Source organism: Pseudomonas sp. BMS12, from assembly GCF_001592875.1.
GTDB lineage: Bacteria > Pseudomonadota > Gammaproteobacteria > Pseudomonadales > Pseudomonadaceae > Aquipseudomonas.
The window spans coordinates 117-22356 of record NZ_LSOF01000005.1 but is presented as its reverse complement, the minus strand read 5'-3'; the positions used below and the strand labels follow the sequence as shown (position 1 = coordinate 22356).

The window sequence follows — 22240 nt, the reverse complement described above, 5'->3', positions numbered from 1 at the left end:
TTGGCGGAGACACCCCGATGACTTCCTGGCGCAACATCAGCCTGTGGATGGACCAGCTCGACGAGCCGCTGCAGGCCCGCCCGAGTTTGCAGGCCGAACTGCAGGCCGATGTGGCAATCATCGGCGCCGGTTACACCGGGCTGTGGACCGCCTACTACCTCAAGCGCCAGGCACCGCAGCTGCGGGTGGTGGTGCTGGAGGCCGAGACTGCCGGCTTCGGCGCCTCCGGGCGCAATGGTGGCTGGCTGATGGGCAATATCCTCGGAGAGGATCGCCTGCTCGGTGGCCTGCCGGCGGAGCAGCGCAAGGCGGGCTTCGATCTGTTGCACGGTATCCCCGATGAGGTTGGCGCGGTGCTGCAGCGCGAAGGCATCGACTGCGACTACCGCAAGGGCGGCGTGCTGTATTGCGCGGCGCGTTACCCGGAGCAGGAAGTGCGTCAACGCGAATGGCTGCGCGAGTTGCATGCCGACGGTTTGAGTGAGCAGGACTATCGCTGGCTGAGCGCCGACGAGTTGGCCCAGCAGCTGCGCCTGAGCAATGCCTATGGCGCCATCTACACCCCGCACTGCGCGACCATCCAGCCGGCCAAGCTGGTGCGTGGTCTGGCCCGCGCCGTCGAGGCGCTGGGCGTGGAAATCTACGAGCAGAGCCGGGTGATCGACTGGCAGCCCGGGCAGGTGCGCACCGCGCAAGGCCATGTGCGTGCCGATTGGGTGGTGCCGGCCGTCGAAGGCTATGCCGCCAGTCTGCCGCCGCTGGGGCGCTATCAGTTGCCGGTACAAAGCCTGCTGGTGGCCACCGAGCCGTTACCGGAGGATGTCTGGGCGCAGATCGGCCTGGACCGTGGCCAGGCGTTCAGCGAGTCCAGCCGCCAGGTCACCTATGCCCAGCGCAGTGCGGACGATCGCCTGGTGTTTGGCGCGCGCGGCGGTTATCGCTTCGGCGGCCAGCTGCGGGCCGACTTCAACCTGTCCATGGACGAGCGCGAGCTACGTCGCTACCTGTTCGGCGAGCTGTTCCCGCAGCTGCGCAACGTCCGCCTGAGCCACGCCTGGGGCGGCAACCTGGGCATGTCGCGCAACTTCCACCTGCACATGTTGCGCGACCGCAAGAACGGCATTGCCCTGTCCGGCGGCTACGGCGGCGAGGGTGTCGGCGCCAGCAACCTGGGCGGGCGCACGCTGGCCGACCTGATTCTCGGCCGCGAAACCGAGCTGACCCGCCAGCCCTGGGTGTTGAGCGACAGCAACCTGAAGCAGCTGCGTGGCTGGGAACCCGAACCCTGCCGCTGGCTGGGCTACAACGCCATCATCCGCAGTTTTGTCCATGAAGACCGGGTTCTGGCCAACCCGCACAGCGCTCCCTGGCGCCGGCGGTTGGCGCAGCAGGTGGCGGGCTTCATGGAAGGCTTCATGCGCTGACCGCGCGATTTTTTTGGAGAGAACGTCATGACCATCAACCACTTCAAGAACACCGCCAGCCTGGTGCTGGAAGAGTCCAACCCGGTCGCCGTTCCGCTCGGCGAGCCGGTGGCTGTGGCGTCGACCACCAGCGTCGAGCGCGACGACGGCGTCGAGGCTGGCGTCTGGGAATGCACCCCGGGGCGCTGGCGCCGGCAGATCGTGCACCAGGAGTTCTGCCACTTCATCGCCGGGCGCTGCACCTTCACCCCGGACGGCGGTGAGCCGATGGAGATCAAGGCCGGCGACGCGCTGATGATGCCGGCCAACACCACCGGCATCTGGGACATACAAGAAACGGTGCGTAAGACCTACGTACTGATCTATTGAGCCCCCCCTTCATATCTGCCTACAAGAACAATCAATGAGGTAAAGCATGCTGAAGAAACTCCTCCCGCTGATGCTGATCGCATCCGCCAGCCAGGCCGCCGATGGCGTGCGCATCTACAACTGGACCGACTACATCGCCCCGGACACCCTGAAGAACTTCGAGAAGGCCAGCGGCCAGAAGGCTCATTACGACGTCTACGACAGCAACGAGACCCTCGATGCCAAGCTGATGGCCGGGCGTTCGGGCTACGACGTGGTGTTCCCCTCCAACCACTTCATGGCCCGGCAGATCCAGGGCGGCGCCCTGAAGCAGCTCGACCGCAGCAAGCTGCCCGGCTGGGACAACCTCAATCCGGTGCTGATGAAGGCACTGGAAACCAACGATCCGGGTAACCAGCACGGCTTCCCGTACCTGTGGGGCAGCACCGGCATCGGCTACAACGTCGACAAGGTCAAGGCGGTGCTCGGCGAAGGCGTGGCTGTCGATTCCTGGGACCTGATCTTCAAGCCGGAAAACCTGCAGAAGCTGGCCAAGTGTGGTGTGGCCATCCTCGACAACGGCCCGGAGCTGCTGCCGATGGCCCTGCATTACCTGGGCCTGCCGCACCACAGCCAGAACCTGGATGACTACAAGAAGGCCGAGGCCTTGCTGATGGAGATGCGCAAGAACGTCAGCTACTTCCATTCCTCCAAGTACGTGGGCGACCTGGCCAACGGCGACATCTGTGTGGCAGTCGGTTTCTCCGGCGACATCATGCAGGCCGGCAGCCGTGCCGACGAAGCCGCCAACGGGGTGAAAATCGAGTACGTGATTCCCAAGGAAGGCGCGCCGATCTGGTTCGACATGGTCTCCATGCCGGTCGATGCCCCGAACGAGGAGGCTGGCTACGCTTTCATGAACTACCTGCTGCAACCGCAGGTGATGGCCGACATCAGCAACCATGTGCACTACGCCAACGGCAACGCCAAGGCCGACAACCTGGTCGACCCCAAGCTGAAGAACGACCCCACCGTTTACCCGCCGGAGGCGATCATGGGCAAGCTCTATGCCCTGGAAGCCATGCCGCTGAAGATCGACCGGGTGCGCACGCGCATCTGGACCAAGGTCAAGAGCGGTACCTGAGACCGTTCGATTCACCCACAGAAGGCCCGCGCAAGCGGGCCTTCTGTCTTCTGGCTGCGCGGACAGCGTCTATAGTCATGGCTGGAATACAGCGACATGCAGGAGGCATGTTCGATGGTCATCCAGTTTCCCAGCGGACTCGTCGAGGCGCTTACTGCCGTGGTGCGTGAGCGTGTGCCCGAGGCCCTGCGCGAACTGCTGCGATCACTCGAACTGGCGCTGGCCGAGCAGCGCCTGCGAGCGCACTCCAATCTGGAGGCGCAAGCCTGCGACGAGTTCCAGCGGCTGTGCGCCAGGCAAGGGGAGTGGCTGCAGGCCAGCGTCTGCGCCACCATCTGCCGCTACCTGCCGCAGTGCAGCGCGGCGCAGCCGACCCAGGCCAGCGAGCACGATGAATGGAGCCTGGTGGACGACACCGAGGTCGAGGACATGCTTCTCGCCCGGCGCCTGGTCCGCATGCTGCGCGAGTCCCTGGGCACCCTGGAGTGGCGCGCCTGCGGTTGCCTCAACCGGCTTGGCGGTCAGCACCAGGTGGATGCCGACCATCCGCTTTCCCTGGAGTTTCTGCTGCGTCAGGTGCAGGCCGGTCTGCGTCTGCGCGACCAGCCGGAAGCCGTGCGCACTCTGTTCCTTGAACAGGCCGCGCAGGTACTGGGCGATAGCCTGCAGCTCTACTTTCAGGAACTGGTGGCGCAGTTCGACCGCCATCGCATCACCCCGCTGCCTGAGCCCGAGGGCCCGCTACTGGGGCGGCGTAGCCCGTTGGCCAGTCGCGAGCTGCCCGGAGATGCCACCTGGCGGGCCGTGCGTAACCTGCACGGTGCCAGCGCACCGACCACTGCGCCCGCCAGTTCGATGCCAGCCCCGGCGCAGGAGGTGCCGTTCGGCGAGGCCCTGTCGGCGCTCTACCGGCAGCAGGCGCCAAGCCTGGGCTGGACGCCCCGACAGCTGCTCGAGCAGTTCGAGGGCCAGGGTTGCCAGCTGAGTCCGCGTCAGCGCGAAGACACCCAACTGGTCGGTGAGGTGTTCCAGGCCCTGGCGCAGGAGGCGCGAGTGGCACCAGGGCTGAAACCGGCCCTCCAGCGTCTGCTGCTGCCGGTACTGGAGTCGGCCCTGCGCGAACCGGCGGCCATCGCCGATAGCAGTCATCCGGTACGCGCCACGCTCGACCGGGTACTGCGCCTGTGTGATCACTGCGAGCCGCCGAACAAGGCCCTGGAGCACCGTCTGGAAACGGTGATCGAGCACATGGTGGCGGCCCCCGAGGCGTTTACCGCTCACGATGCCGAGCTCGACGAGCTGCTGCAGCAGCAACAGCGTGCCTATCGCCACGCCGCCGAGCGGGTGATGCAGCAGCACCGCGGCCACGACATCCTGCAGCAGGCGCGCAACGATGTGTCCGCTGCGGTTGCCGGGCTGGTCGGCGAACAGGTGCCCAAGCTGCTGCTCGACTGGATGGATGCCGGCTGGCGCGATCTGCTGGTCAACGAGTTGATTCGCCTGGGCGGCGAGGACTACTCCTGGCGCGTCGACCTGGCCCTGACCAGCCTGCTGGCCAAGCGCCTGCAGGAAGGCGATACGGAGCAGGACGGCACCGACCAGGTGGCGCGGACCTTCGATGTCGATCACCTGTTGCAGATCCTCAAACGGCGCATGGACGAGTTCGCCGTCGGGCATTTCCAGCATGCCCCGGTGCTGGGTCAGTTACGCCGCCAGTTGCTGGGCGAGGAGGCGGTGGAGTACGTGCCGCGCCCACCGGCGCCACCGGCGCCTGCCAGCGTGCCTGCCGAGCAGCAGCGCTGGCTGGAGCGCCTGGACGCGCTGAAGGAGGGCGACTGGCTGCATGACAGCGACGGCCAGGCGTTGCAACTGATCTGGCGCAACCCGCAGATGGATCATTACGTGCTGGTCGATGCCCAGGGCCGCGAGGCCGGCAGCCACAGCCGGGCGCAGATGGTCGATCTGCTGGCCGAAGGCAGGCTGATGCCCGGCGAGGCTGCGACCGGCGGCGACAGCCTGATTCAGCGCACCCTGCAGGACATGGTCGGGCGCCTGTACCGGGAGATCGCCCATGCACGTAGCCACGATGAACTGACCGGGCTGCTCAACCGCAGCAGTTTCGACGGGGTGGTGGCACAGGCCCTGTCCACCAGCGCTCCGGTGTCTTTCCTGATGCTGCACATCGATCAGTTCAGCCTGATCAATAGCCATGCCGGGCCGGTGGCCGGCGACGCCTGCCTGCGCCAGGTGGCCGCTGCGCTGGCCGAGCACTTGCCGGCCGACAGCCAGTTGGCGCGCCTGGGCGGCGTGGAGTTCGCCGCCGTATTGCCCGCTTGCACTGAGGCGAACGCGGTGGCGCGTGCCGAAGCCATCTGTGCGGCTGTCGAGGCACAGGGCTTTGCCTGGGAAGGTCACCGCCACGGCCTGACCCTGAGCGCCGGCGTGGTCGAGGCCGCCGCGCGTCACGATGTGGCCAACCTGCTGTGCGACCTGCACGCCGCCTGCAACGTGGCCAAGGAGAGCGGGCGCAACCGGGTGCACTGTTTCGACCACGAAGCCGACGAGGCGCGCACCGGGCTGCTGGCCATCGCCGCGCGGGTGGATGACATCGTCGAGCGCGAGGACCTGTCGCTGCGGGTGCAGCAGATCGCCCCGACCGACCCCGATGCGGAGGAAATGCCGCACTACGAGTTGCTACTGGTGATGCAGAACGAACTGCTGCTGCAGGACTTCATCGCCGCGGCCGAGCGCTACAGCCGCATGACCAAGGTCGATCGCTGGGTGCTGCGGCGCATCTTCAGCGAGCTGGAGCGCTGCCCGCAGGTGTGGGAGCACAGCACCGGGCTGTCGATCAACCTGTCCGGCAGCAGCCTCAACGACGACAAGCTGCTGGGTTTCATCGAGAGCCTGTTCGAGCGCTACGCGGTGGACCCGCGGCATATCTGCTTCGAGCTGACCGAGACCGCAGCGGTGGCCAACCTGGCCAAGACCGCCGACCTGGTGCGCCACCTGCAGCGTGCCGGTTGCACCTTTTCCATCGACGACTTCGGCGTAGGCTTTTCCAGCTACGACTACCTCAAGCGCCTGCCGGTGGACTACGTGAAGATCGACGGCAGCTTCGTCAAGGAAATCGAGCATTCCTCGGGTGACCTGGCGATGGTCCGTTCGATCAACGAGATCGCCCATGCCCTCGGCCGCCGCACCATCGCCGAGTATGTGGAAACCCCGAGCATTCGCACGCGTTTGCTGGAATTGGGCGTTGACTATGTGCAGGGCTTTGGCGTGCAGCGCCCGCGTACTCTGGGCGACTGGCTGGCGAGTGCCGATGAGGCTATCAGCCTGCCCTGATGGGGCACTCTAGATCCAGCGGCAATCTTTGTTCAGGGCGTCAGCAGCGGAATGGCAGGGGCGCTGACAAGCCCCGGGGGCGTCCCCCGGGGCTATGGTTCAGCGGCGGTCGATGCGATACAGGGTGGTGGTGCCGCTGACCTCGTTGCCGACCACCAGCATCGGCACGCCGCGGATCGGGCTGTCCTGCGCACTGATCACCAGCACGCCTTCCGGACCCAGGTCGCCGGCCTCTGCGGCAGGGGGCTGTACGCTGGCGTTGCGGTTGCTGACCAATTCGACGAAGCGCGGCGTTTGCGGTCGGCTCATGTCGTAAACCATCACCGCGCTCAGGCGCTCCAGACCGATGAAGGCGTAGGGCTTGCCCCACAGCTTGGCCAGGGTAACGCCCTCCGGTTCCGGGCCTTTGTCATCGCTGCGACCGTCCGGGCTGTTCTCCTTGTGGTTGCTGTTGAACAGGGCCGGCATACGCTCGGCGCTGATCCGCTCGAAGTCGGCACCACTGTCGTAGACCTGGCGACCATCGCTGCTCCACACCGAGAAGGAACGCGCGCCGAAAGCGTAGATCGCCTCGTAGGTACCGGTCTGCGGGTTCAGTCCGCTGGCTTTGCTCACAGTCAGTCGGCCGAGATTGGCGTTCTGCTTGAGGCTGGCCGCATCGGGGAACTTGATCGGGTCCAGCAGGTACGCCGAATTGCCGAGTCGGGTCTCTTCGCTATAGCCGGGATAGTCACGGGAGTCACCCTCGTTGGCGGTGACCAGGTAGGTGCGGCCGCGGTAGCGGAAGCTGCTGATGGCATCTGGCTGGTACAGGCCGCGTACCGGCCAGTTGCGGATGTTCACCGCGTTGTCCTTGTCGCTGGCATCCAGCTCGTTGCCGCTCAGGCTGTGGTCCTTGTAGCCCAGGCCACGTATGGCCACCACGCGGGCAGTCGAGACGTCGACCTCGGCGATGGCATTGTTTTCCTGCAGGGTTACCCAGGCGCGACGGCCATCGCTGCTCGGCGTGATGTATTCCGGCTCCAGGTCCTGGGCCACGCTGGCATTGGGGCCGAATATTCGCACCGAAGGATCCAGGCGCTCGCGGCTGAACGCACGGAAGTGGGCGGTGCGTACGTTGCGCTGGCTCAGTTGTTGCGGGCGGCGAGGCAGGTCGATGATGCTGACCGAACCTTCGGGGTCGATCAGGTAGTCGTCGCTCGGCTCGCCCTCGTTGGCTACCAAGATGCGTCGGCCGTCCGGGGTGAAGGTGAGCATGTCCGGCAGTGCGCCGACAGTCACCGCGCTCAGCGCCTGGCCGTTGGCATTGAGCAGCACCACTTGGCCCGGCTCGGTCTTGACCGCATTCTGCACGGCGGCGGCGACCAGGCCATGGTGCACGGCGACACTGTTGACCGTGCTGCCGTAGGCCGACAGGTCGATGCTGAACAGCAGGGCCGGCTGGCTCGGGGTACGAATATCCAGTACATCGATCTTACCGCTGGCGGCGTTGACCACGAACAGACGCTGGGTCTTGGCGTCGTGGGCGACGATCTCGGCCGCGCTTTGTTCGAACAGGCCGGTGCGGTAGGTGCCGATCGCCGTGAAGGTGAGCGAGTCGGGCTTGGGCTTGGCATCGGCCAGCAACGGCGTGCCGATCAGGCTGGTCAGGGCAAGGGTGGCGGTGAGGCGGGTCAGGCGCATGGAGGCTGTCCTTGGCGGAGGTAAAGCCCCAGCCTGACAGCCCCTTGTGGCTATGCGATTACGGGCGGATGACGCCGACGTGACGCTTCATGCCAGTGCCTCCGCCAGTTCGGTGAAGTTCGGGCGCTGTTCTACATCGACCTGTTGGCACGCCTCGGCCAGTGTGCTCAGCCGTGCGGGTGGTGTGTCGCAACGCTGTAGCAGCTCTGCCAGAAGGATACCGAAGGCCCGGCTCTCCAGGCGTTGCAGGGAAGCGCCCTGGCCACTGCCGGGGAGGAAGAAGGACGCGGCGCCGAAATCGCTGAGGCGGCAGTCGTGGCCGTCGACCAGCAGATTGTGTGCGTAGATATCGCCATGCAGGATGCCTTGGGCATGCAGGTGAGCCAGGGCACTGGCTACACCCTGCGCGAGGGCGAGCACCTGTTCGGCGCTGAAGCGTTGCTGCGGTGCGTAGCAGTCGCGGGTGCAGCTGTTCAGCGAGGGCGGCCCGGCGAGCACGTGAAAGCGCGGGTCTAGCAGCTCCAGAAGCAGGCCATCCGGTTGCCCGGTTGCGGTTTGCAGCGGGGCAATCACCGGCAGCAGCTGTGGGTGACGCCCGGCGGCGAGGCAGGCGGCCATTTCGCTGTGGGGCAGGCCATCGCTGGTCATCTGTCCCTTGAACAGCTTGACCGCCACCTCGCGGGTATTCCACTGCGCACGGTGGATCAGCCCGCTGGCGCCCTGGCCCAGCAGCTCACCCAGGATCAGTTCGTCACGCGCAATGGGTGCTTGTGGATGTGTGCGCAGCGCAGCTGCCTCGGCGTGGTCGCTGCCCGGATTGCCGGCGAACGCCAGCCAGGCCAGGCGCGGCAGCTGCAGCAGCCAGTCGGGCAGGCTTTCGATACGGTTGGCGGCGATGCGCAGCAGTTCCAGGTTGCCCAGCTCGGCCATGCTTTCCGGCAGCGCCGTCAGGCGGTTGCCGGCCAGCATCAGCTTCTGCAGACGTGGTCGTTGGCCCAGGCTGGCGGGCAGCGAGGCGATGCGGTTGTCGGTCAGGATCAGCCAGCGCAGGGCCGGCGGCAGCGCTGCGGCGGGCACCTGTTCGAGGTGGTTGGCCTTGAAGCCGACCATCTCCAGTTGCGGGCAGTCGCCCAACACTTCGGGCAGCGTGGTGAAGGGGTTGTTCGAGCAGAACAGCACCTTGAGCTTGTGCAGCCGTGGCAGGTCGTGGGGCAGGCTGGTCAGGCGGTTGCCGCTGAGGTCGAGCACTTCCAGGCTGTCGGCCAGGTCGAAGATTTCCCGTGGGAACTCGCTCAGGTCGGCACTCAGGCTCAGGCGGGTGATACCGCGCAGCTCGCCGCGGCGCAATTGTTCGAGGTTGTGCATGGACGGGTGGCTGTCTGATAAAGCGGGCGAGGGTAGCACGGCTCAGGGCAGGCCTTGGCGGGCGAGGAAGGCGTCCACTGCGGCGGTGTAGTCGGGAGCCTCGCCGAGCATCTGGTTGATCTGCCGGTGCGACAGGTCCTGGCGCAGTACGCTGACCTGCACGCCCAGCCCGGCAGCCTTGCTGGCGAAGGCGTCGGCCTGGGCGCAGGCTTCGGCGCGGCGGGTCGAACACACCGCGAGAAAGGGCCGGGCGCCGCGTTGTAGTCGCAGCAGCGGAGAGGCGGCCTGCCAGAGGGCCTGGTCCTTGCCGAAGGCATCGTCGTACAGGGCAAAGTGCCGCTGGTTCATGATGCGCGGTACGTCGAAGGCGGCGCTGTCCAGCGCGACTGTGCCCAGCCAGGGCGTGTCGATGCCGCGCGCCAGCGCGGGGTCGCTGGCCAGCAGGCTGACCAGGTGGGCGCCGGCCGAGTGGCCCATCAGCACCATGCGCGCCGGGTCGCCACCCCAGCCCGGTGCCTGGCGCTGCACTTCGGCGAAGGCGCTGGCGACATCGCGGACCTGCTCGAGTGGGTTGGCCTCGGGCAGCAGACGGTAGTTGCTTGAAACCAGCGTATAGCCGCGGGCCAGCCAGTGCGCGACCTTGTTGTCGACCACCGCGGCCATGGCCTTGTCGCCGGTATGCCAGCCGCCGCCATGGACCATGAAGATGATCGGTGCGTTGCGTGGCGCCGCTGGCAGGTAGAGGTCATAGCGCTGGCGCGGATGTGCGCCGTAGGGCAGGTCGCGACGCACCTCACTGCCGCTGGGCAGCGTGACCCGCTCCTTGAGCAGGTCGCGCAGGGGCCCGGCGTTGCCCAGGCCGGGCAGACTGAGGGCGAGCAGCAACAACAGGTAGGTTTTGGCGGGCATGATGGCGATTCCCTTGCGCGAGGTCTGCCAAGCCTAGCGGAGGTGGCCGTTCATCCGCGAGCGGGGCGCTGCAGGCGACTGGTATTGACCACATCCACGGCGCGGGCGCGCAACTGGCCGCAGCCACCGTCGATATCCTGGCCGGCGCTGTTGCGTACCTTGGTCAGCACGCCACGGCTGTGCAGGTAGCGCACCATCTGCACGATGCGCTCGCCGTCCGGGCGCTGGTAGTCGTCCAGCTCCAGGCTGTTGTAGGGAATCAGGTTGAGCACCGCGTACTTGCCCTGGAACAGGCGCAGGATGCCGTCCATTTCAGCCTGGCTGTCGTTGATGCCCTTGAGCAGGGTCCACTGGTACTGGATCGGGTAGCCAATGGTGCGGGCGTAGGTCTCGCCCAGTTCCATCAACTCGTCCGGGCTGATCTTCGGCGCCTTGGGCAGTAGACGCTCGCGCAGGGCGGCGTCGGTGCTGTGCAGCGACAGCGCCAGGGCCGGGCGCACCCGCTGCTGCGGCAGGCGCTCGAATACCCGTGGGTCGCCGACGGTGGAGAACACCAGGTTCTTGTGGCCGATGCCGCCGTCGGTGCCGAGCAGGTCGATGGCTTCCAGCACGTTGTCCAGGTTGTGCGCCGGCTCGCCCATGCCCATGAACACCACCTTCTTCACCGGCCGGTAGCGCCGGGCGAGCGCCACCTGGGCGACGATCTCGGCGCTGCTGACCTGGCGCAGCAGGCCGCTCTTGCCGGTCATGCAGAATACGCAGCCCACGGCGCAGCCGACCTGGCTGGACACGCACAGACCGCCGCGCGGCAGCAGCACGCTCTCGACCATCTGGCCGTCGCCGAGCCTGACCAGCAGGCGAATCGAGCCGTCGGCGGCCGGATGCTCGGAGTGCACCTTGGCCAGGTTGTCGAGGTCATCGCTCAGCTGTGGCAGGCCATTGCGCACGGACAGCGGCAGGAAGTGCTCGGTGTGCTGGCGCCGGGTACCGGCGTTGAGCGGCTTGCCCTGCAGCCAGGCGCGAACCACCCGGCCACTGTGGGCGGGCAGGGCGCCGAGGTCGGCGAGGCGTTGATAGATCTCGGAGATACGCATGGGGCGCGCATGCTATCACCGCGCCTGGGGCTATGCGTAGAGCGCTCCGGCGGGTGGTGGCCCTCCTGAGTCGAGGGTTACTGCGGTTCGACGCTGATGGCGACAGCGGAGGTCATGCGTATTACCACGATGCGGCCGAGGTAATCGGTTTTCATCTCGACATCCGGGCGAACCTTGACGGTGCGCTCGCTGCCGTCGGCAAGCTGCAGGGTGGCGGTGCGCAAGGTGGTGTCCATACCTTTGATCACGGCCGTGACTTCGATGGTCTCGGCGGCCAGCATGCCCGGCTTGCTGTTCTGCGGCGCGGTGGCCAGCAGGCCTGCCGCACCGTCGCTGGCGGCTTCATTGGGTTGGCGCAGGTAGACGATGCGCTCCAGCGCGACCTTGGCCCGGACCCGGTCACCGACCTTGAGCTGGTCGAAGTTCTGCATCTCGGGTGGCGCGTGGAAGGTGCGGCTGTTGCCGCTGCGATCCTTGAGGGTGAAGCTGCGCTTGGCCGGGTCGACTGCGCTGACGCTGGCCAGCAGCTCCTCCGTTTCGATCACCGCGCCGCCGGGCACCCCCTCGGTGAAGGCTTCCGTGCGGTCGTACTCGGTTTCCAGCTGGTCGTCGCCATTGCTTTGGCAGCCGAGCAGCAGCGTGGCGGCCAGTGACAGGGTGAAAATACGCGATGGGATCATGCTCAGCTCCTTGCTTCATGGGGCGGTGATTTCGGTGATCTGAAGCCGCATTGCTCATGGCCGCGTCTCGCTCACCAGCGTAGCAGCGCGTCGGCCCGTCATCGCGGCGAGGCGCCAGTTGCCGGCGCTCGTGTTATCGTCGCGCGCTTCGCTTCACGCCCAGGACTACACAGCATGAAATTCATTCACCAGCGCGAGCAGCTCAATGAAGACGACATCGTCGTCATCCACAGCTCGCAGCCCTGCAATATCCGCCTGATGAACGACGCCAATTTCCGCAGTTTCAAGAATGGCGGCCGGCATACCTACCACGGCGGTGCCTTCGACCGGTTCCCGGCGAGAATCACGGTACCCAGCAGCGGCTTCTGGAACATCACGCTGGACACGGTCACCCGGCGCGCGGCCAGCGTGACGCGCAAGCCGCAGATGGAATACTCGATCAAGATTGTGCGTCGCTCAGTCTGAGGCGTCGCGCTCCATCGCGCGCGGTGCCTGGCCCAGGCGGTACTGGTTGTCGCCACTGCGCTTGGCCTCGTACATGGCCTGATCGGCGCAGTGCAGCAGGCGATCGACACTGGCGCCGTGCTCCGGAAACAGGGCGATACCCAGGCTGGCACCGACCTGCTGGCGGCCCTGGGCCAGCTCGATGGGTGGAATCAGTGCTGCCAGCAGCTTGGCGGCAATGGCCGCCGCCTCATCCTGCGGTTCGCGCTGGGTGGATAGCCCTTCCATTACTACGACGAACTCGTCGCCGCCCAGCCTGGCCACGATATCGGAGTCGCGCAATGCCTGTTGCAGGCGTTTGGCGAGCGTGACCAGCACCTGATCACCCGCAGCGTGGCCGAGGCGGTCGTTGATGGCCTTGAAACCGTTCAGATCGATGAACACCAGGGCCACGCGCGTGCCACTCCGGTGCGCTCTTGCCAGCGTGTCGCGCAGGTCCTGCTCGAAGCGCAGGCGGTTGCACAGGCCGGTCAGCGGGTCGTGATGGGCCAGCTTGTGCAGCTGGCTGGCACTGGCCTTTTCCTCGGTGATATCGCGGACCACACCCATCATCTTCAGCGGCGTGCCGTGCGCGTCCTTGATCACGTTGCCGGTTTCGCGCAGCCAGCGCACGCTGCCATCCGGCCAGATCACGCGGTATTCCTCGTCGTGGTTCTCGCCTGTCTCGATGCAGCGCAGCTCGCCGGCCCTGACCTGCTCGCGGTCGTCCGGATGCACGCTGGCGCAGAACAATTCATAGGACGGCGTCACCTCGCCGACCTGATAGCCGAACATGCCGTAGATGGCTTCGGACCAGTACAGGCGTTCGGTGTCGATATCCCAGTCCCAGGTGCCAATGCGGGCGAAATACTGGCTGCGCTGGAAGCGTTCGCGCTCTGCAACCGCGGTCAGGGGTTGTAGAAGCAGGAGTTCACCGCTGCCAAAGGCTGCCGGTATGCGGCAGATGCGCAGCGTGCGTTGCCGGCCGTCGCTGCCGTGCAGCGAGACCGACTGCGTGGCATCCGCGCTCAGCTCCGGCAGCCAGTCGCGTAGCGGGCGGCCGCGCAGGTCCGCCTCGGCGCCGCCAAGCAGGGTTTTCGCGGCCGGGTTGTGCTCCCGTATGCGGCCGTTCGTGCAGAGCCGCACGACGCCTTCCTCGAGGTGCTCCAGCAAGAGTCGCTGCTGTCGCAGGCGGCGGTAGAACAGAACCGAGACGACCACTGCAACAAGAGCAGTCAGTGGCAATAGCAGGACAAACAACGGCGGCGCTCCATGCGATTCATGACAGTGGCGGCATTATGCCTTCACTTTGTGTGCTTATTGCCGCGAGTTTGTATCGATTGCTGTGGCTACCGGCCTAGTCGCCAGAGCGGCTGATGATGCCGATATTCCAGGTCACCTGGCAGCGCGGGCAGGGCAGCCTGATTGGCTCGCCCTCTGTCTGGGAGAAGAATGAGGCATGGATCAGTCGTCTGCAGCCTGGGCAGCGCCCGAGATGCTCGCGACCTATACCGACCAGGCCGAAGCCCAGGAAACAGGCCATACAGACCAGAAGCCAGGTATTGAACAGCGAGTTTGTCTTCAGCCAGTCCTGCAGGATGAACAGGCTGATAAACAGCAGCGCGCTTGTCAGGCCGAGCAGCTGCATCGTCCGGCGGCTGTTGGTGCGGTGGCTGGGGTGTGCCATCTCTTGCATGAACATGCTCCATTGTCCCTGCCGAGAGGTTAACCGCCTGTGCCGATCAGGCAAACTCCGATTCTGGAAGTTGTTTGCCTGGACAGCTTTGCCTCCAGTAAATTGTTCGGCCTTCCGCCCAGCCCGCAGTACAAGGCCACCGTCGTGCTCGCCGAACAGTCCGTTTATCGTCAACCCGGCTTCCTGCCGTTTCTCGTCAGTCGCGTACTGGCCATGTTTGCCGTACAGATCCTCGCCGTGGTGGTGGCCTGGCAGGTCTATGACCTGACCCGAGATCCCATGGCCCTGGCCTATGTCGGCCTGGCGCAGTTCATCCCCATGCTGTTGCTGTTGATGCCGGCAGGGGATCTGATCGATCGCTATGACCGCAAGCTGATCCTGGCCCTGAGCTGGGGCGTGGAGGCGCTGTGCGCGGCGGCATTGCTGTGGCTGTCGGTCAGCAACGGGCCGGTCAATGCCTTCTATCTGGTGCTGGTGTTCTATGGCTGCGCCCGGGCGTTCACCGGGCCGGCGCTGTCCAGCCTGTTGCCGCAGATCGTGCCACGCGAGCGGCTGGCGCCGGCCATCGCGGCCAACAGCATGATAGTGCGCGCTTCGACCATTTCCGGCCCGGTACTGGGCGGCGGTCTGTATGCCCTGGGTGGCGGCGGGCTGACCTATGCGGTGTGCCTGGGCTGCTTCCTTGGTGGGGTGTTGATGCTGGCGCTGGTCAAGGTGCGCTTTGCCGAGGCGCGCCAGGTACTGGAGTCCACCGCCTGGCAGCGCTTCACCGCTGGTATCCATTTCATTCGTTCGCGCCCGATCATTCTCGGCACCATTTCCCTGGATCTGTTTGCCGTGCTGCTCGGCGGCGTGGTGGCGTTGTTGCCTATCTATGCCCAGGAGGTGCTGCAGGTCGGGCCGACCGGGCTGGGCATCCTGCGTAGCGCCATGGCCATCGGCGAAGTGCTGGTGGGCTTCTACCTGAGCCTGCGGCCGTTCAACCGTCATGTGGGCATGAGCATGTTTGTCGCGGTGGCCGTGTTCGGTCTGGCCAATCTGGTGTTTTCGCTGTCCAGCCTGTTCTGGCTATCCTTCGCCGCGCTGCTGGTGGCGGGTGGGGCGGACATGGTGAGCATGTACATCCGCTCCTCGCTGGTGCAGTTCTCCACCCCGGACGCCATGCGTGGGCGGGTCAATGCGGTGAACATGCTGTTCATCGGCTCGTCCAACGAGCTGGGCGAGTTCCGCGCCGGCAGCAGCGCCGCCTGGTTCGGCGCTGTGCCGGCAGCGCTGATTGGCAGTCTGTGCACGCTGGGCGTGGTCGGTGGCTGGATGTGGGGCTTCCGCAGCCTGCGCACGGTCGACCGTTTCGAGGATGCCTCGCCCGAGCGCGCTGCCCAGGGCTAGATGCTCCGGCCCCTGGCAGATGTTGTCCGGGCTCATTACCTGCTGACTGGTACGCCAGTTCAGCTATACCTGCAGTGATTCCTCTATCGATGTCATAGAGCTTTCAAGGTTGTTTAATTATGCTTGTCATATAATATTGCGCTCGTCATTCAATCAATCGCGGAGAACCACCATGAGCAAATACGGCAAGGCGCTGATCACCGGCGCTTCTTCTGGAATCGGGGCAACCTACGCCGAGCGCCTGGCGCGTCGTGGTTACGATCTGCTGCTGGTGGCGCGCGATCTGGCGCGCCTGCAGGAGATGGCCGCAAGCCTGGGCGCGAAGTACGGGGTCAAGGTAGACGTGCTCAAGGCCGACCTGACCAGCAAGGCCGACCTGCAGACAGTGGAAGACCGGTTGCGCACTGATGCCGAGATCCGCTTGCTGGTGAACAACGCCGGTGTTGCCAGCAACGGCACCCTGGCCGAGGCCGATCTGGAACAGGCCGAGCGGCTGATTCAGCTCAATGTGGTGGCGCTGACTCGTCTTGCTGCGGTGGCTGCGGCTCAATTCTCGGCTGCCGGTCGCGGGGCCATCGTCAATATTGCCTCGGTGGTGGCGCTGGCTCCGGAGATGTTCAACGCCGTGTACAGCGCCTCGAAGGCCTATGTGTTGAGCCTGACGCAGACCCTGCATGGCGAGGTTGCGGCCAAGGGCGTCCAGATCCAGGCGGTGCTGCCGGGGGTGACGCGCACGGAGATCTGGGAACGTAGCGGTATCGACGGGAGCAAGCTGCCGGCCGAGATGATCATGGAAGTGGGTGAAATGGTGGACGCGGCGCTGGCTGGCTTCGATCAGGGTGAGCTGGTCACCATCCCCTCGCTGCCCGATGCTGCCGACTGGCAGGCGTTCGTCGCGGCGCGCGGTGCGCTGGGGCCGAATCTCTCTCGCAATAGCGCGGCACAACGCTATAAGAATTGAGCCTGCAATGAAAAAGCCCTCGCAGACAACTGCGAGGGCTTTTTCATGTCCGCAGATCAGGCGTCGGCTTGCTGCAGCAACAGTTTGCGCGTGCCGGTCAGCACCTGCTCTGCCAGTTCGGGGTCGGCGATGCTGCGCGACAGCACCAGGGCGCCGACCATGGCTGAGAGCATCAGCGCGCTTTGTGCTTCGGCATCGTCGCCGGCAAGGTTCTGGCGGATCAGTTCCAGGCGGCTGCGCACGATCTGGTCGGTAGTTTCGCTCGGCTCACCGCGTTGGCCCAGTTCGGCGGAAATGGTCGGCAGCGGGCAACCTGCGCCGGGCGTTTTGCAGTGGGCTGACGACAAATAGCGTTTGATAAGGGAGTAGAGCGGTTTGGGCTCATGCTCCAGATCTACCAGGCTGTCGCGGAGTTGGCCGGCGCTGTGCTGCAGGGCCTGCTCGACCAGATCGTCCTTCGACTTGAAGTGCGCATAGAAGCCGCCGTGAGTCAGGCCCAGGGCCTTCATCAATGGCTGCAGACCGGTCGCGAGTACCCCATCGCGGCGAAAGCGCAGGGCTGCCTCTTCGATGATGCGTTGATGGGTCTTGGCTTTATGGTCTTCCGAATAGCGCATGCGATCAGCTCCAGAGAGGTTGAGATGCCGACCTTCATCTTACACGGCGGCGCGCCTCATCGGCTAACCGAGGCGGCCGCCGTGTCCGTTTCAGACGGCTTCGAGCAGGGTGGCTACGCCCTGGCCGCCAGCAATGCACTGGGTGGCGATGGCGTAGCGTCCACCGGTGCGCTTGAGCAGGGATGCGGCTTTGCCGGTAATGCGCGCGCCGGTGGCGCCCAGCGGATGGCCGAGGGCGAGAGCGCCGCCGTCCAGGTTGACCCTGGCCATGTCCAGACCCAGTTCGCGCACGCAGGCAATGGACTGGCTGGCGAAGGCCTCGTTGATTTCGACCAGATCGATGTCGTCGATGCTCAACCCGGCTCGCTGCAGCACCTTGCGGGTTGCCACCACCGGGCCCATGCCCATGATTTCCGGGGCACAGCCACCGACGGCGACAGCCTTGATGCGTGCCAGGATGTCCAGGCTGTGGCCGCGAGCGAAGGTTTCAGTGCAGACCAGCACGGCAGCGCTGCCGTCGGTTAGTGGTGACGAGGTCGCAGCGGTGACACTACCGCCGAAGGCCGGTTTGAGCTGGGCCAGTGCCTCCAGATTGGTATCGGGGCGGATACAGCCGTCTTCATTGACCAATCCGTCCGGGGTGCTCACGCTCAGAATTTCATCCTTGAAGTAGCCCAGTTCGCGGGCGCGTACGGCCTTGGCGTGGGAGTCGACGGCCATGCTCTCCTGCTCCTCGCGGCTGATCAAGTAGCGCTTGGCCACTTCCTCGGCGGTATGCCCCATGGCCATGTAGACCTGCGGGAAGCTGCTCATCAGCGTCGGATTGGGGGAAATGTTGAAGCCGCCCATGGGCACGCGGGTCATGGATTCGACGCCGGCGCAGAGGAAGGCCTCGCCGGCGCCGAGCAGGATCTGTCCGGCGGCGAAATGCACCGATGTCATGGACGAGCCGCAGAAGCGGTTCACCGTAGCGCCGCCGAGCGTTTCCGGAAAGCCGGCGCGGAAGCTGGCGATGCGCGCGATGTTCATGCCCTGTTCGGCCTCGGGGTAGGCGCAACCCATGATCACGTCTTCCAGTCGGCTAGGGTCGAGGTCGAGTTTGTCGACCAGGCCTTTCAGCACCTGAGCGGCCAGGTCGTCCGGGCGCAGGTTGATCAAGCCGCCTTTCTTGGCGAAGTGAAAGGGGGAGCGGGCATAGCCGGCAATCACGATAGAAGTCATGACGATGATCCTGTCTCAGTGGTGGCGGAGCGATAGACTTTGATGGTTATGAATGATGGTAGTAATTCTATTGAATGTATACATGTCAATCGTAATTTTATGTGCAAGCTGCTTGCTGGGTGGGGAAACTCTTTCGGTGCGCACATTCGATCCTGTGGGCAAGTGTGCTGGGCCCGAGCCGGGCAGGGCTGGGTGCTTGCGACTGACGTTGACTGGCTCAACCACGCAGGTCGAAGACCATGCAGGTGGTAGAGCCAACGGCATACAGGCGGTCGTCTACGTCGTAGATCCGTCCTTCGGCCAGTGCCGTGGAGCGGCCCAGGTGCAAGATCTTTCCTTCGGCTCGAATCGGTCCGGTGCTGGCGGTCAGAGCGCGCACGTAACTGATGCGCAGATCAAGGGTGGTATAGCCCTGGCCTGGCTGGAGTTGGGTATGGACCGCGCAGCCCATGCAGGAGTCGAGCAGGGTGGCCGCGTAGCCGCCATGTACGCTGCCCAGGGGATTGTAGTGGCGACTATCGGGCGTGCCCTGGAACAGGAATCGACCTGGCTCCCACTCCAGTGGAATGAAATCGATCAAGTGGCCGAAGGGTGGGCTGGGTAGCTCGCCATTGCCTATTCGGTCGAAGAACTCCTGGGCGCTCATCGTGCTGACCTGCTTCAGCGGCAGCGTGCCGGGCTCAGCAAGCTTGGTGCGGGCCTGCTGCTCTGCCTGTCGCCAGGCGATCAAACGTTCTTCTCGGGATTGATCTTGCATGACGCCTGTCCTCGGTTGGGCTTTTGATGATTGCCATCATTCCACAAATTATATTATGGTCAAAATATAAATGGCGGATCCAGCCTGGTGCCGCTATCACCGCGGAGTCGCGTCATGCTGAAACCTTCCAGAGTCCTGCTACTGATGCTCATGGCGCTGACTGCGCTGGGTGAGATATCGACCCAGCTGCTGATTCCAGCGCTTGCCGAGCTGGAGCGCGGATTTGCCGAACCGCAGGGATCGAGCCTGCCGGCGCTGTCGGTCTTTGTTGCGGCCTTTGGCCTGGGGCAATTGCTGCTCGGGCCGTTGTCCGACCGTCTTGGTCGGCGCCCGGTACTGATTGCGGGCCTGTTGGTTTATCTACTGGCGACATCCTGGATGCTGGCTGCCGTCGACCTGAGCGAGTTCATCGCGGCGCGAGCGCTGCAAGGCCTAGGCGCCTGCTCTGCGTTGGTGCTGGCGCGAGCCATAGTGCGGGATGTCTGGCAGGCGCAGGCTGGCCCGGCGCTAGCCCTGACGGTCATAGGGATGCTGGTTTCGATTGCGGTCGCGCCCATGCTGGGTGGGCTCCTCACCCAGCAGTGGGGCTGGCAGGCTCCCTTGTTGGCATCGATCGGCGTGGGGGGCGTTGCGTTGCTGGCGGTGCTTTTCCGTTATCAGGAGAGCAATCGCAACCTCGACCCACAAGCAGGGAGGTTGCTGGCGCTGGCTGGAGACTACCGAGACCTGCTACGAGGGCGGGCGGTGCGCATTTTCGCACTGACCCTGGCTTTTACTTACGGAGCCATGTTCAGCGTGATCGCCGGCTCATCCTCCATCTATATAGGCATGCTCGGTTTAAGTGCCGCCGAGTATGGGTTGACCTTCGGTGCCATTGTCTCCGGGTTGGTCGCCGGTGCGTTCTTCACGCAGCGTAAGATCATGCAGTTGGGTCCTGAGCGGATTGTCGCGATCGGCGTGGCTCTGGTGGCGGGAGGTGCAGTGCTGACGCTGTTGGTCCATTCGCTACACGGTCTTTCTCTATTGGGATTATCTCTTCCGCAGGTTTTGGTGACGGTGGGCGGCGGCATGCTGATACCGGCTTCGGTCGCCGGCGCGGTTATCCCCAATGCCCATCGCGCTGGACTTGCGGCGGGTTTCATGGGTTTTGCCCAGATGGCGGGAGCAACGTTGTCTGGTGTGCTGCTCGGCATGCTGCAGGACGGTACCTCCTGGCCTATGGTTTTACTGCATAGCGTTTTTGCTGCAGCGGCTTTTGCGGCTTTCCATCTGCTGCGCGGTCGTGCCCAAACTGCGGCATTGCCGGCTGCTCGTTAACCTGGGGAGTGATCGAATGACTGCATACGATGTGGTTGTGATAGGCGGTGGTCCTGGCGGCTACAACGCGGCTATCCGAGCCGGCCAGCTCGGTCTCAAAGTGGCCTGTGTCGAAGGGCGCGAAACCTTGGGCGGAACCTGCTTGAATGTGGGTTGCATGCCGTCCAAGGCCCTGTTGCATGCCTCCGAACTCTTTGAGGCAGCTGCCGGCAAGGAGTTCGCCAGTCTCGGCATCGAGGTCAAACCGAAGCTCAATCTGACGCAGATGATGAGGCAGAAGGACGAGAGCGTTGCGGGGCTGACCAAGGGTATCGAATTCCTCTTCCGCAAGAACAAGGTTGATTGGATCAAAGGCTGGGGGAAACTGGCTGGAGCAGGGCGGGTGCAGGTGGCGGCCGCCGATGGAAGCCTGCTCGAGTTACAGGCCAAAGACATTGTCATCGCGACGGGCTCCGAGCCCACGCCATTGCCAGGTGTGGACATCGATAACCAGCGTATTCTCGACTCTACGGGGGCGCTGTCACTACCAGAGGTGCCTAAACACCTGGTCGTGATTGGTGCCGGAGTAATAGGGCTGGAACTGGGCTCGGTCTGGCGCCGGCTCGGCAGTGAGGTAACCGTGGTCGAATACCTCGATCGCATATGTCCCGGCCTTGATGATGAAACAGCCAAGACCCTGCAGCGAGCTCTGAGCAAGCAGGGTATGCGCTTCAAACTCGGTAGCAAGGTCGGCGGTGCTGTGGTCAAGGGTAAGAGCGTTGAACTGACGCTCGAGCCGTCGGCTGGCGGTGAGTCGCAGATAGTTGAGTGCGACTATGTCCTCGTGGCCATCGGGCGCCGTCCTTATACGCAGGGGTTGGGGCTGGAAAGCGTAGGGCTCGCTACAGACAAACGCGGCATGCTGATCAATGAGCATCACCAAACATCCGTGCCGGGCGCCTGGGTCATCGGTGACGTGACTTCGGGATTGATGCTGGCGCACAAGGCAGAAGATGAAGCGATCGCCTGCATCGAGAAAATTGCCGGTAAGGCTGCCGAAGTGAACTACAACGCTATCCCCAGCGTCATCTATACCAAGCCTGAAGTGGCCTGTGTGGGGCAGACGGAGGAACAACTCAAGGCACAGGGGCGCGCCTATAGGGTCGGCAAGTTTCCCTTCACGGCCAACAGCCGCGCCAAGATCAACCATGAGACGGAAGGCTTCGTGAAGGTTCTGGCCGATGAGCGCACCGACGAGATCCTGGGCGTACACATGGTTGGGCCGAGCGTGAGCGAGATGATCGGCGAGTACTGCGTGGCGATGGAGTTCGCGGCCTCGTCGGAAGACATCGCACTGGTCTGCCATCCCCATCCAACCCGTTCCGAGGCGCTGCGTCAGGCTGCTATGGGGGTAGAGGGGTGGATCATGCAGGCCTGAACCGCCTCATCTATATATGTAGCTCCTCTTTTTAGTATTCCTCGCAGAAAGTCGTTGACGGGCGGATTTGAGTGCCTATAATGCGCACCTCTTCCGGCGCAGCCTGATCTGAAAACTTCTTGTTAAACAAGGAGTTAGATGAAAATAAAGGGTTGCACCGGCGGCGGATTCGAGTAGAATGCGCCGGCCTGGCAGGGTGGTGGTTTGGCTCTGTCGGGGCTTCGGTCTGAAAAGATCGAAGATGCTAGAAAGAGGTGGTTGACAGCGGTTTTGAACGCTGTAGAATTCGCCTCCCGCTGATGCGAGATGAAAGTTTCGATAAGGCGCAAGCGGTTGAGAGGAAACGAAAAATTCTTCGAAACTGGTTGACAGAAAGAAAGGCTGCTG

Annotated in this window: 19 protein-coding genes and 1 pseudogene; 9 read left to right on the top strand and 11 right to left on the bottom strand. The window is 64.4% G+C overall.

The genetic code is table 11. The features are described from left to right. Positions 1 to 17 precede the first annotated feature (17 nt). The 4 genes from AYB31_RS03530 to AYB31_RS03515 all read left to right on the top strand — a co-directional run bounded on the left by AYB31_RS03530 (position 18) and on the right by AYB31_RS03515 (position 6264). On the top strand, positions 18 to 1424 hold the full coding sequence (locus tag AYB31_RS03530; RefSeq protein ID WP_068825862.1) for an NAD(P)/FAD-dependent oxidoreductase: 1407 nt from the start codon (positions 18 to 20) through the stop codon (positions 1422 to 1424). Positions 1425 to 1451: 27 nt separating this feature from the next. Beyond that, positions 1452 to 1793 carry a cupin domain-containing protein gene (locus AYB31_RS03525; RefSeq protein ID WP_068825860.1) on the top strand — a complete coding sequence of 114 codons (342 nt, stop codon included), beginning with the start codon at positions 1452 to 1454 and terminating at the stop codon, positions 1791 to 1793. 46 nt (positions 1794 to 1839) lie between these two features. Beyond that, on the top strand, positions 1840 to 2916 hold the full coding sequence (locus AYB31_RS03520; RefSeq protein ID WP_068825858.1) for a polyamine ABC transporter substrate-binding protein: 1077 nt from the start codon (positions 1840 to 1842) through the stop codon (positions 2914 to 2916). A gap of 114 nt (positions 2917 to 3030) precedes the next feature. Then, positions 3031 to 6264, top strand: coding sequence for a DUF1631 family protein (locus AYB31_RS03515; RefSeq protein ID WP_068825856.1), 3234 nt, complete (start codon positions 3031 to 3033; stop codon positions 6262 to 6264). 99 nt (positions 6265 to 6363) lie between these two features. Here the strand turns inward: AYB31_RS03515 and AYB31_RS03510 are convergent, their stop codons facing one another. The 5 genes from AYB31_RS03510 to AYB31_RS03490 all read right to left on the bottom strand — a co-directional run bounded on the left by AYB31_RS03510 (position 6364) and on the right by AYB31_RS03490 (position 11995). Beyond that, on the bottom strand, positions 6364 to 7947 hold the full coding sequence (locus AYB31_RS03510) for a choice-of-anchor I family protein (RefSeq protein WP_068825855.1): 1584 nt from the start codon (positions 7945 to 7947) through the stop codon (positions 6364 to 6366). Between the two features lie 87 nt (positions 7948 to 8034). Further along, entirely contained in the window at positions 8035 to 9312 is a 1278-nt protein-coding gene (locus AYB31_RS03505) for a leucine-rich repeat-containing protein kinase family protein (RefSeq protein ID WP_068825853.1), read from the bottom strand. A 42-nt stretch (positions 9313 to 9354) separates the two neighbouring features. Next, positions 9355 to 10221: an alpha/beta hydrolase gene (locus AYB31_RS03500; RefSeq protein ID WP_068825851.1), complete on the bottom strand. Its 867-nt coding sequence runs from the start codon at positions 10219 to 10221 to the stop codon at positions 9355 to 9357. Between the two features lie 50 nt (positions 10222 to 10271). After that, positions 10272 to 11315, bottom strand: coding sequence for an RNA methyltransferase (locus AYB31_RS03495; protein ID WP_068825849.1), 1044 nt, complete (start codon positions 11313 to 11315; stop codon positions 10272 to 10274). 77 nt (positions 11316 to 11392) lie between these two features. Continuing rightward, complete coding sequence (locus AYB31_RS03490; RefSeq protein WP_068825847.1) at positions 11393 to 11995, bottom strand: hypothetical protein; 603 nt, start codon at positions 11993 to 11995, stop codon at positions 11393 to 11395. A 174-nt stretch (positions 11996 to 12169) separates the two neighbouring features. Here AYB31_RS03490 and AYB31_RS03485 point away from each other — a divergent pair, with 174 nt between their 5' ends. Then, positions 12170 to 12460: a DUF1883 domain-containing protein gene (locus AYB31_RS03485; protein WP_068825845.1), complete on the top strand. Its 291-nt coding sequence runs from the start codon at positions 12170 to 12172 to the stop codon at positions 12458 to 12460. Here AYB31_RS03485 and AYB31_RS03480 read toward each other — a convergent pair. Together AYB31_RS03480 and AYB31_RS03475 are read right to left on the bottom strand one after the other, a co-directional pair. Beyond that, positions 12452 to 13699: a diguanylate cyclase domain-containing protein gene (locus tag AYB31_RS03480; protein ID WP_269085696.1), complete on the bottom strand. Its 1248-nt coding sequence runs from the start codon at positions 13697 to 13699 to the stop codon at positions 12452 to 12454. The two genes, AYB31_RS03485 and AYB31_RS03480, sit on opposite strands and share 9 nt — an antisense overlap. Positions 13700 to 13835: 136 nt before the next feature. Beyond that, positions 13836 to 14174, bottom strand: a complete 339-nt coding sequence (locus AYB31_RS03475) for a hypothetical protein (protein ID WP_068825841.1) — start codon at positions 14172 to 14174, stop codon at positions 13836 to 13838. 144 nt (positions 14175 to 14318) lie between these two features. On the opposite strand from AYB31_RS03475, the gene AYB31_RS03470 reads away from it, so the two are divergent. Together AYB31_RS03470 and AYB31_RS03465 are read left to right on the top strand one after the other, a co-directional pair. Further along, positions 14319 to 15563, top strand: a complete 1245-nt coding sequence (locus tag AYB31_RS03470) for an MFS transporter (RefSeq protein WP_068826783.1) — start codon at positions 14319 to 14321, stop codon at positions 15561 to 15563. A gap of 172 nt (positions 15564 to 15735) precedes the next feature. Further along, positions 15736 to 16524, top strand: coding sequence for an SDR family NAD(P)-dependent oxidoreductase (locus AYB31_RS03465; RefSeq protein WP_068825839.1), 789 nt, complete (start codon positions 15736 to 15738; stop codon positions 16522 to 16524). A 56-nt stretch (positions 16525 to 16580) separates the two neighbouring features. Here AYB31_RS03465 and AYB31_RS03460 read toward each other — a convergent pair whose 3' ends face one another. From AYB31_RS03460 to AYB31_RS03450, 3 genes are all read right to left on the bottom strand, one after another. Then, positions 16581 to 17141: a TetR/AcrR family transcriptional regulator gene (locus tag AYB31_RS03460; protein WP_068825836.1), complete on the bottom strand. Its 561-nt coding sequence runs from the start codon at positions 17139 to 17141 to the stop codon at positions 16581 to 16583. 90 nt (positions 17142 to 17231) lie between these two features. Further along, complete coding sequence (locus AYB31_RS03455) at positions 17232 to 18362, bottom strand: thiolase family protein (protein ID WP_068825834.1); 1131 nt, start codon at positions 18360 to 18362, stop codon at positions 17232 to 17234. A gap of 217 nt (positions 18363 to 18579) precedes the next feature. Next, positions 18580 to 19119, bottom strand: a complete 540-nt coding sequence (locus AYB31_RS03450) for a PaaI family thioesterase (RefSeq protein WP_068825832.1) — start codon at positions 19117 to 19119, stop codon at positions 18580 to 18582. Between the two features lie 117 nt (positions 19120 to 19236). On the opposite strand from AYB31_RS03450, the gene AYB31_RS03445 reads away from it, so the two are divergent. Together AYB31_RS03445 and lpdA are read left to right on the top strand one after the other, a co-directional pair. Then, complete coding sequence (locus tag AYB31_RS03445) at positions 19237 to 20436, top strand: MFS transporter (RefSeq protein ID WP_068826781.1); 1200 nt, start codon at positions 19237 to 19239, stop codon at positions 20434 to 20436. Positions 20437 to 20452: 16 nt separating this feature from the next. Then, the gene (lpdA, locus tag AYB31_RS03440; RefSeq protein ID WP_068825831.1) at positions 20453 to 21853 is read left to right on the top strand and encodes a dihydrolipoyl dehydrogenase; all 1401 of its coding nucleotides are present in this window, start codon (positions 20453 to 20455) and stop codon (positions 21851 to 21853) included. Between the two features lie 134 nt (positions 21854 to 21987). Here the strand turns inward: lpdA and AYB31_RS21945 are convergent. Further along, a pseudogene (locus tag AYB31_RS21945) lies at positions 21988 to 22240 on the bottom strand (hypothetical protein); the annotation flags it as partial.

Coding starts and splice junctions, on each gene's coding strand:
- AYB31_RS03455 (WP_068825834.1), bottom strand. CDS start 18,362: ATGACTTCTATCGTGATTGCCGGCTATGCCCGCTCCCCCTTTCACTTC.
- AYB31_RS03500 (WP_068825851.1), bottom strand. CDS start 10,221: ATGCCCGCCAAAACCTACCTGTTGTTGCTGCTCGCCCTCAGTCTGCCC.
- AYB31_RS03495 (WP_068825849.1), bottom strand. CDS start 11,315: ATGCGTATCTCCGAGATCTATCAACGCCTCGCCGACCTCGGCGCCCTG.
- AYB31_RS03510 (WP_068825855.1), bottom strand. CDS start 7,947: ATGCGCCTGACCCGCCTCACCGCCACCCTTGCCCTGACCAGCCTGATC.
- AYB31_RS03475 (WP_068825841.1), bottom strand. CDS start 14,174: ATGCAAGAGATGGCACACCCCAGCCACCGCACCAACAGCCGCCGGACG.
- AYB31_RS03530 (WP_068825862.1), top strand. CDS start 18: ATGACTTCCTGGCGCAACATCAGCCTGTGGATGGACCAGCTCGACGAG.
- lpdA (WP_068825831.1), top strand. CDS start 20,453: ATGACTGCATACGATGTGGTTGTGATAGGCGGTGGTCCTGGCGGCTAC.
- AYB31_RS03525 (WP_068825860.1), top strand. CDS start 1,452: ATGACCATCAACCACTTCAAGAACACCGCCAGCCTGGTGCTGGAAGAG.
- AYB31_RS03490 (WP_068825847.1), bottom strand. CDS start 11,995: ATGATCCCATCGCGTATTTTCACCCTGTCACTGGCCGCCACGCTGCTG.
- AYB31_RS03485 (WP_068825845.1), top strand. CDS start 12,170: ATGAAATTCATTCACCAGCGCGAGCAGCTCAATGAAGACGACATCGTC.
- AYB31_RS03450 (WP_068825832.1), bottom strand. CDS start 19,119: ATGCAAGATCAATCCCGAGAAGAACGTTTGATCGCCTGGCGACAGGCA.
- AYB31_RS03515 (WP_068825856.1), top strand. CDS start 3,031: ATGGTCATCCAGTTTCCCAGCGGACTCGTCGAGGCGCTTACTGCCGTG.
- AYB31_RS03505 (WP_068825853.1), bottom strand. CDS start 9,312: ATGCACAACCTCGAACAATTGCGCCGCGGCGAGCTGCGCGGTATCACC.
- AYB31_RS03460 (WP_068825836.1), bottom strand. CDS start 17,141: ATGCGCTATTCGGAAGACCATAAAGCCAAGACCCATCAACGCATCATC.
- AYB31_RS03520 (WP_068825858.1), top strand. CDS start 1,840: ATGCTGAAGAAACTCCTCCCGCTGATGCTGATCGCATCCGCCAGCCAG.
- AYB31_RS03465 (WP_068825839.1), top strand. CDS start 15,736: ATGAGCAAATACGGCAAGGCGCTGATCACCGGCGCTTCTTCTGGAATC.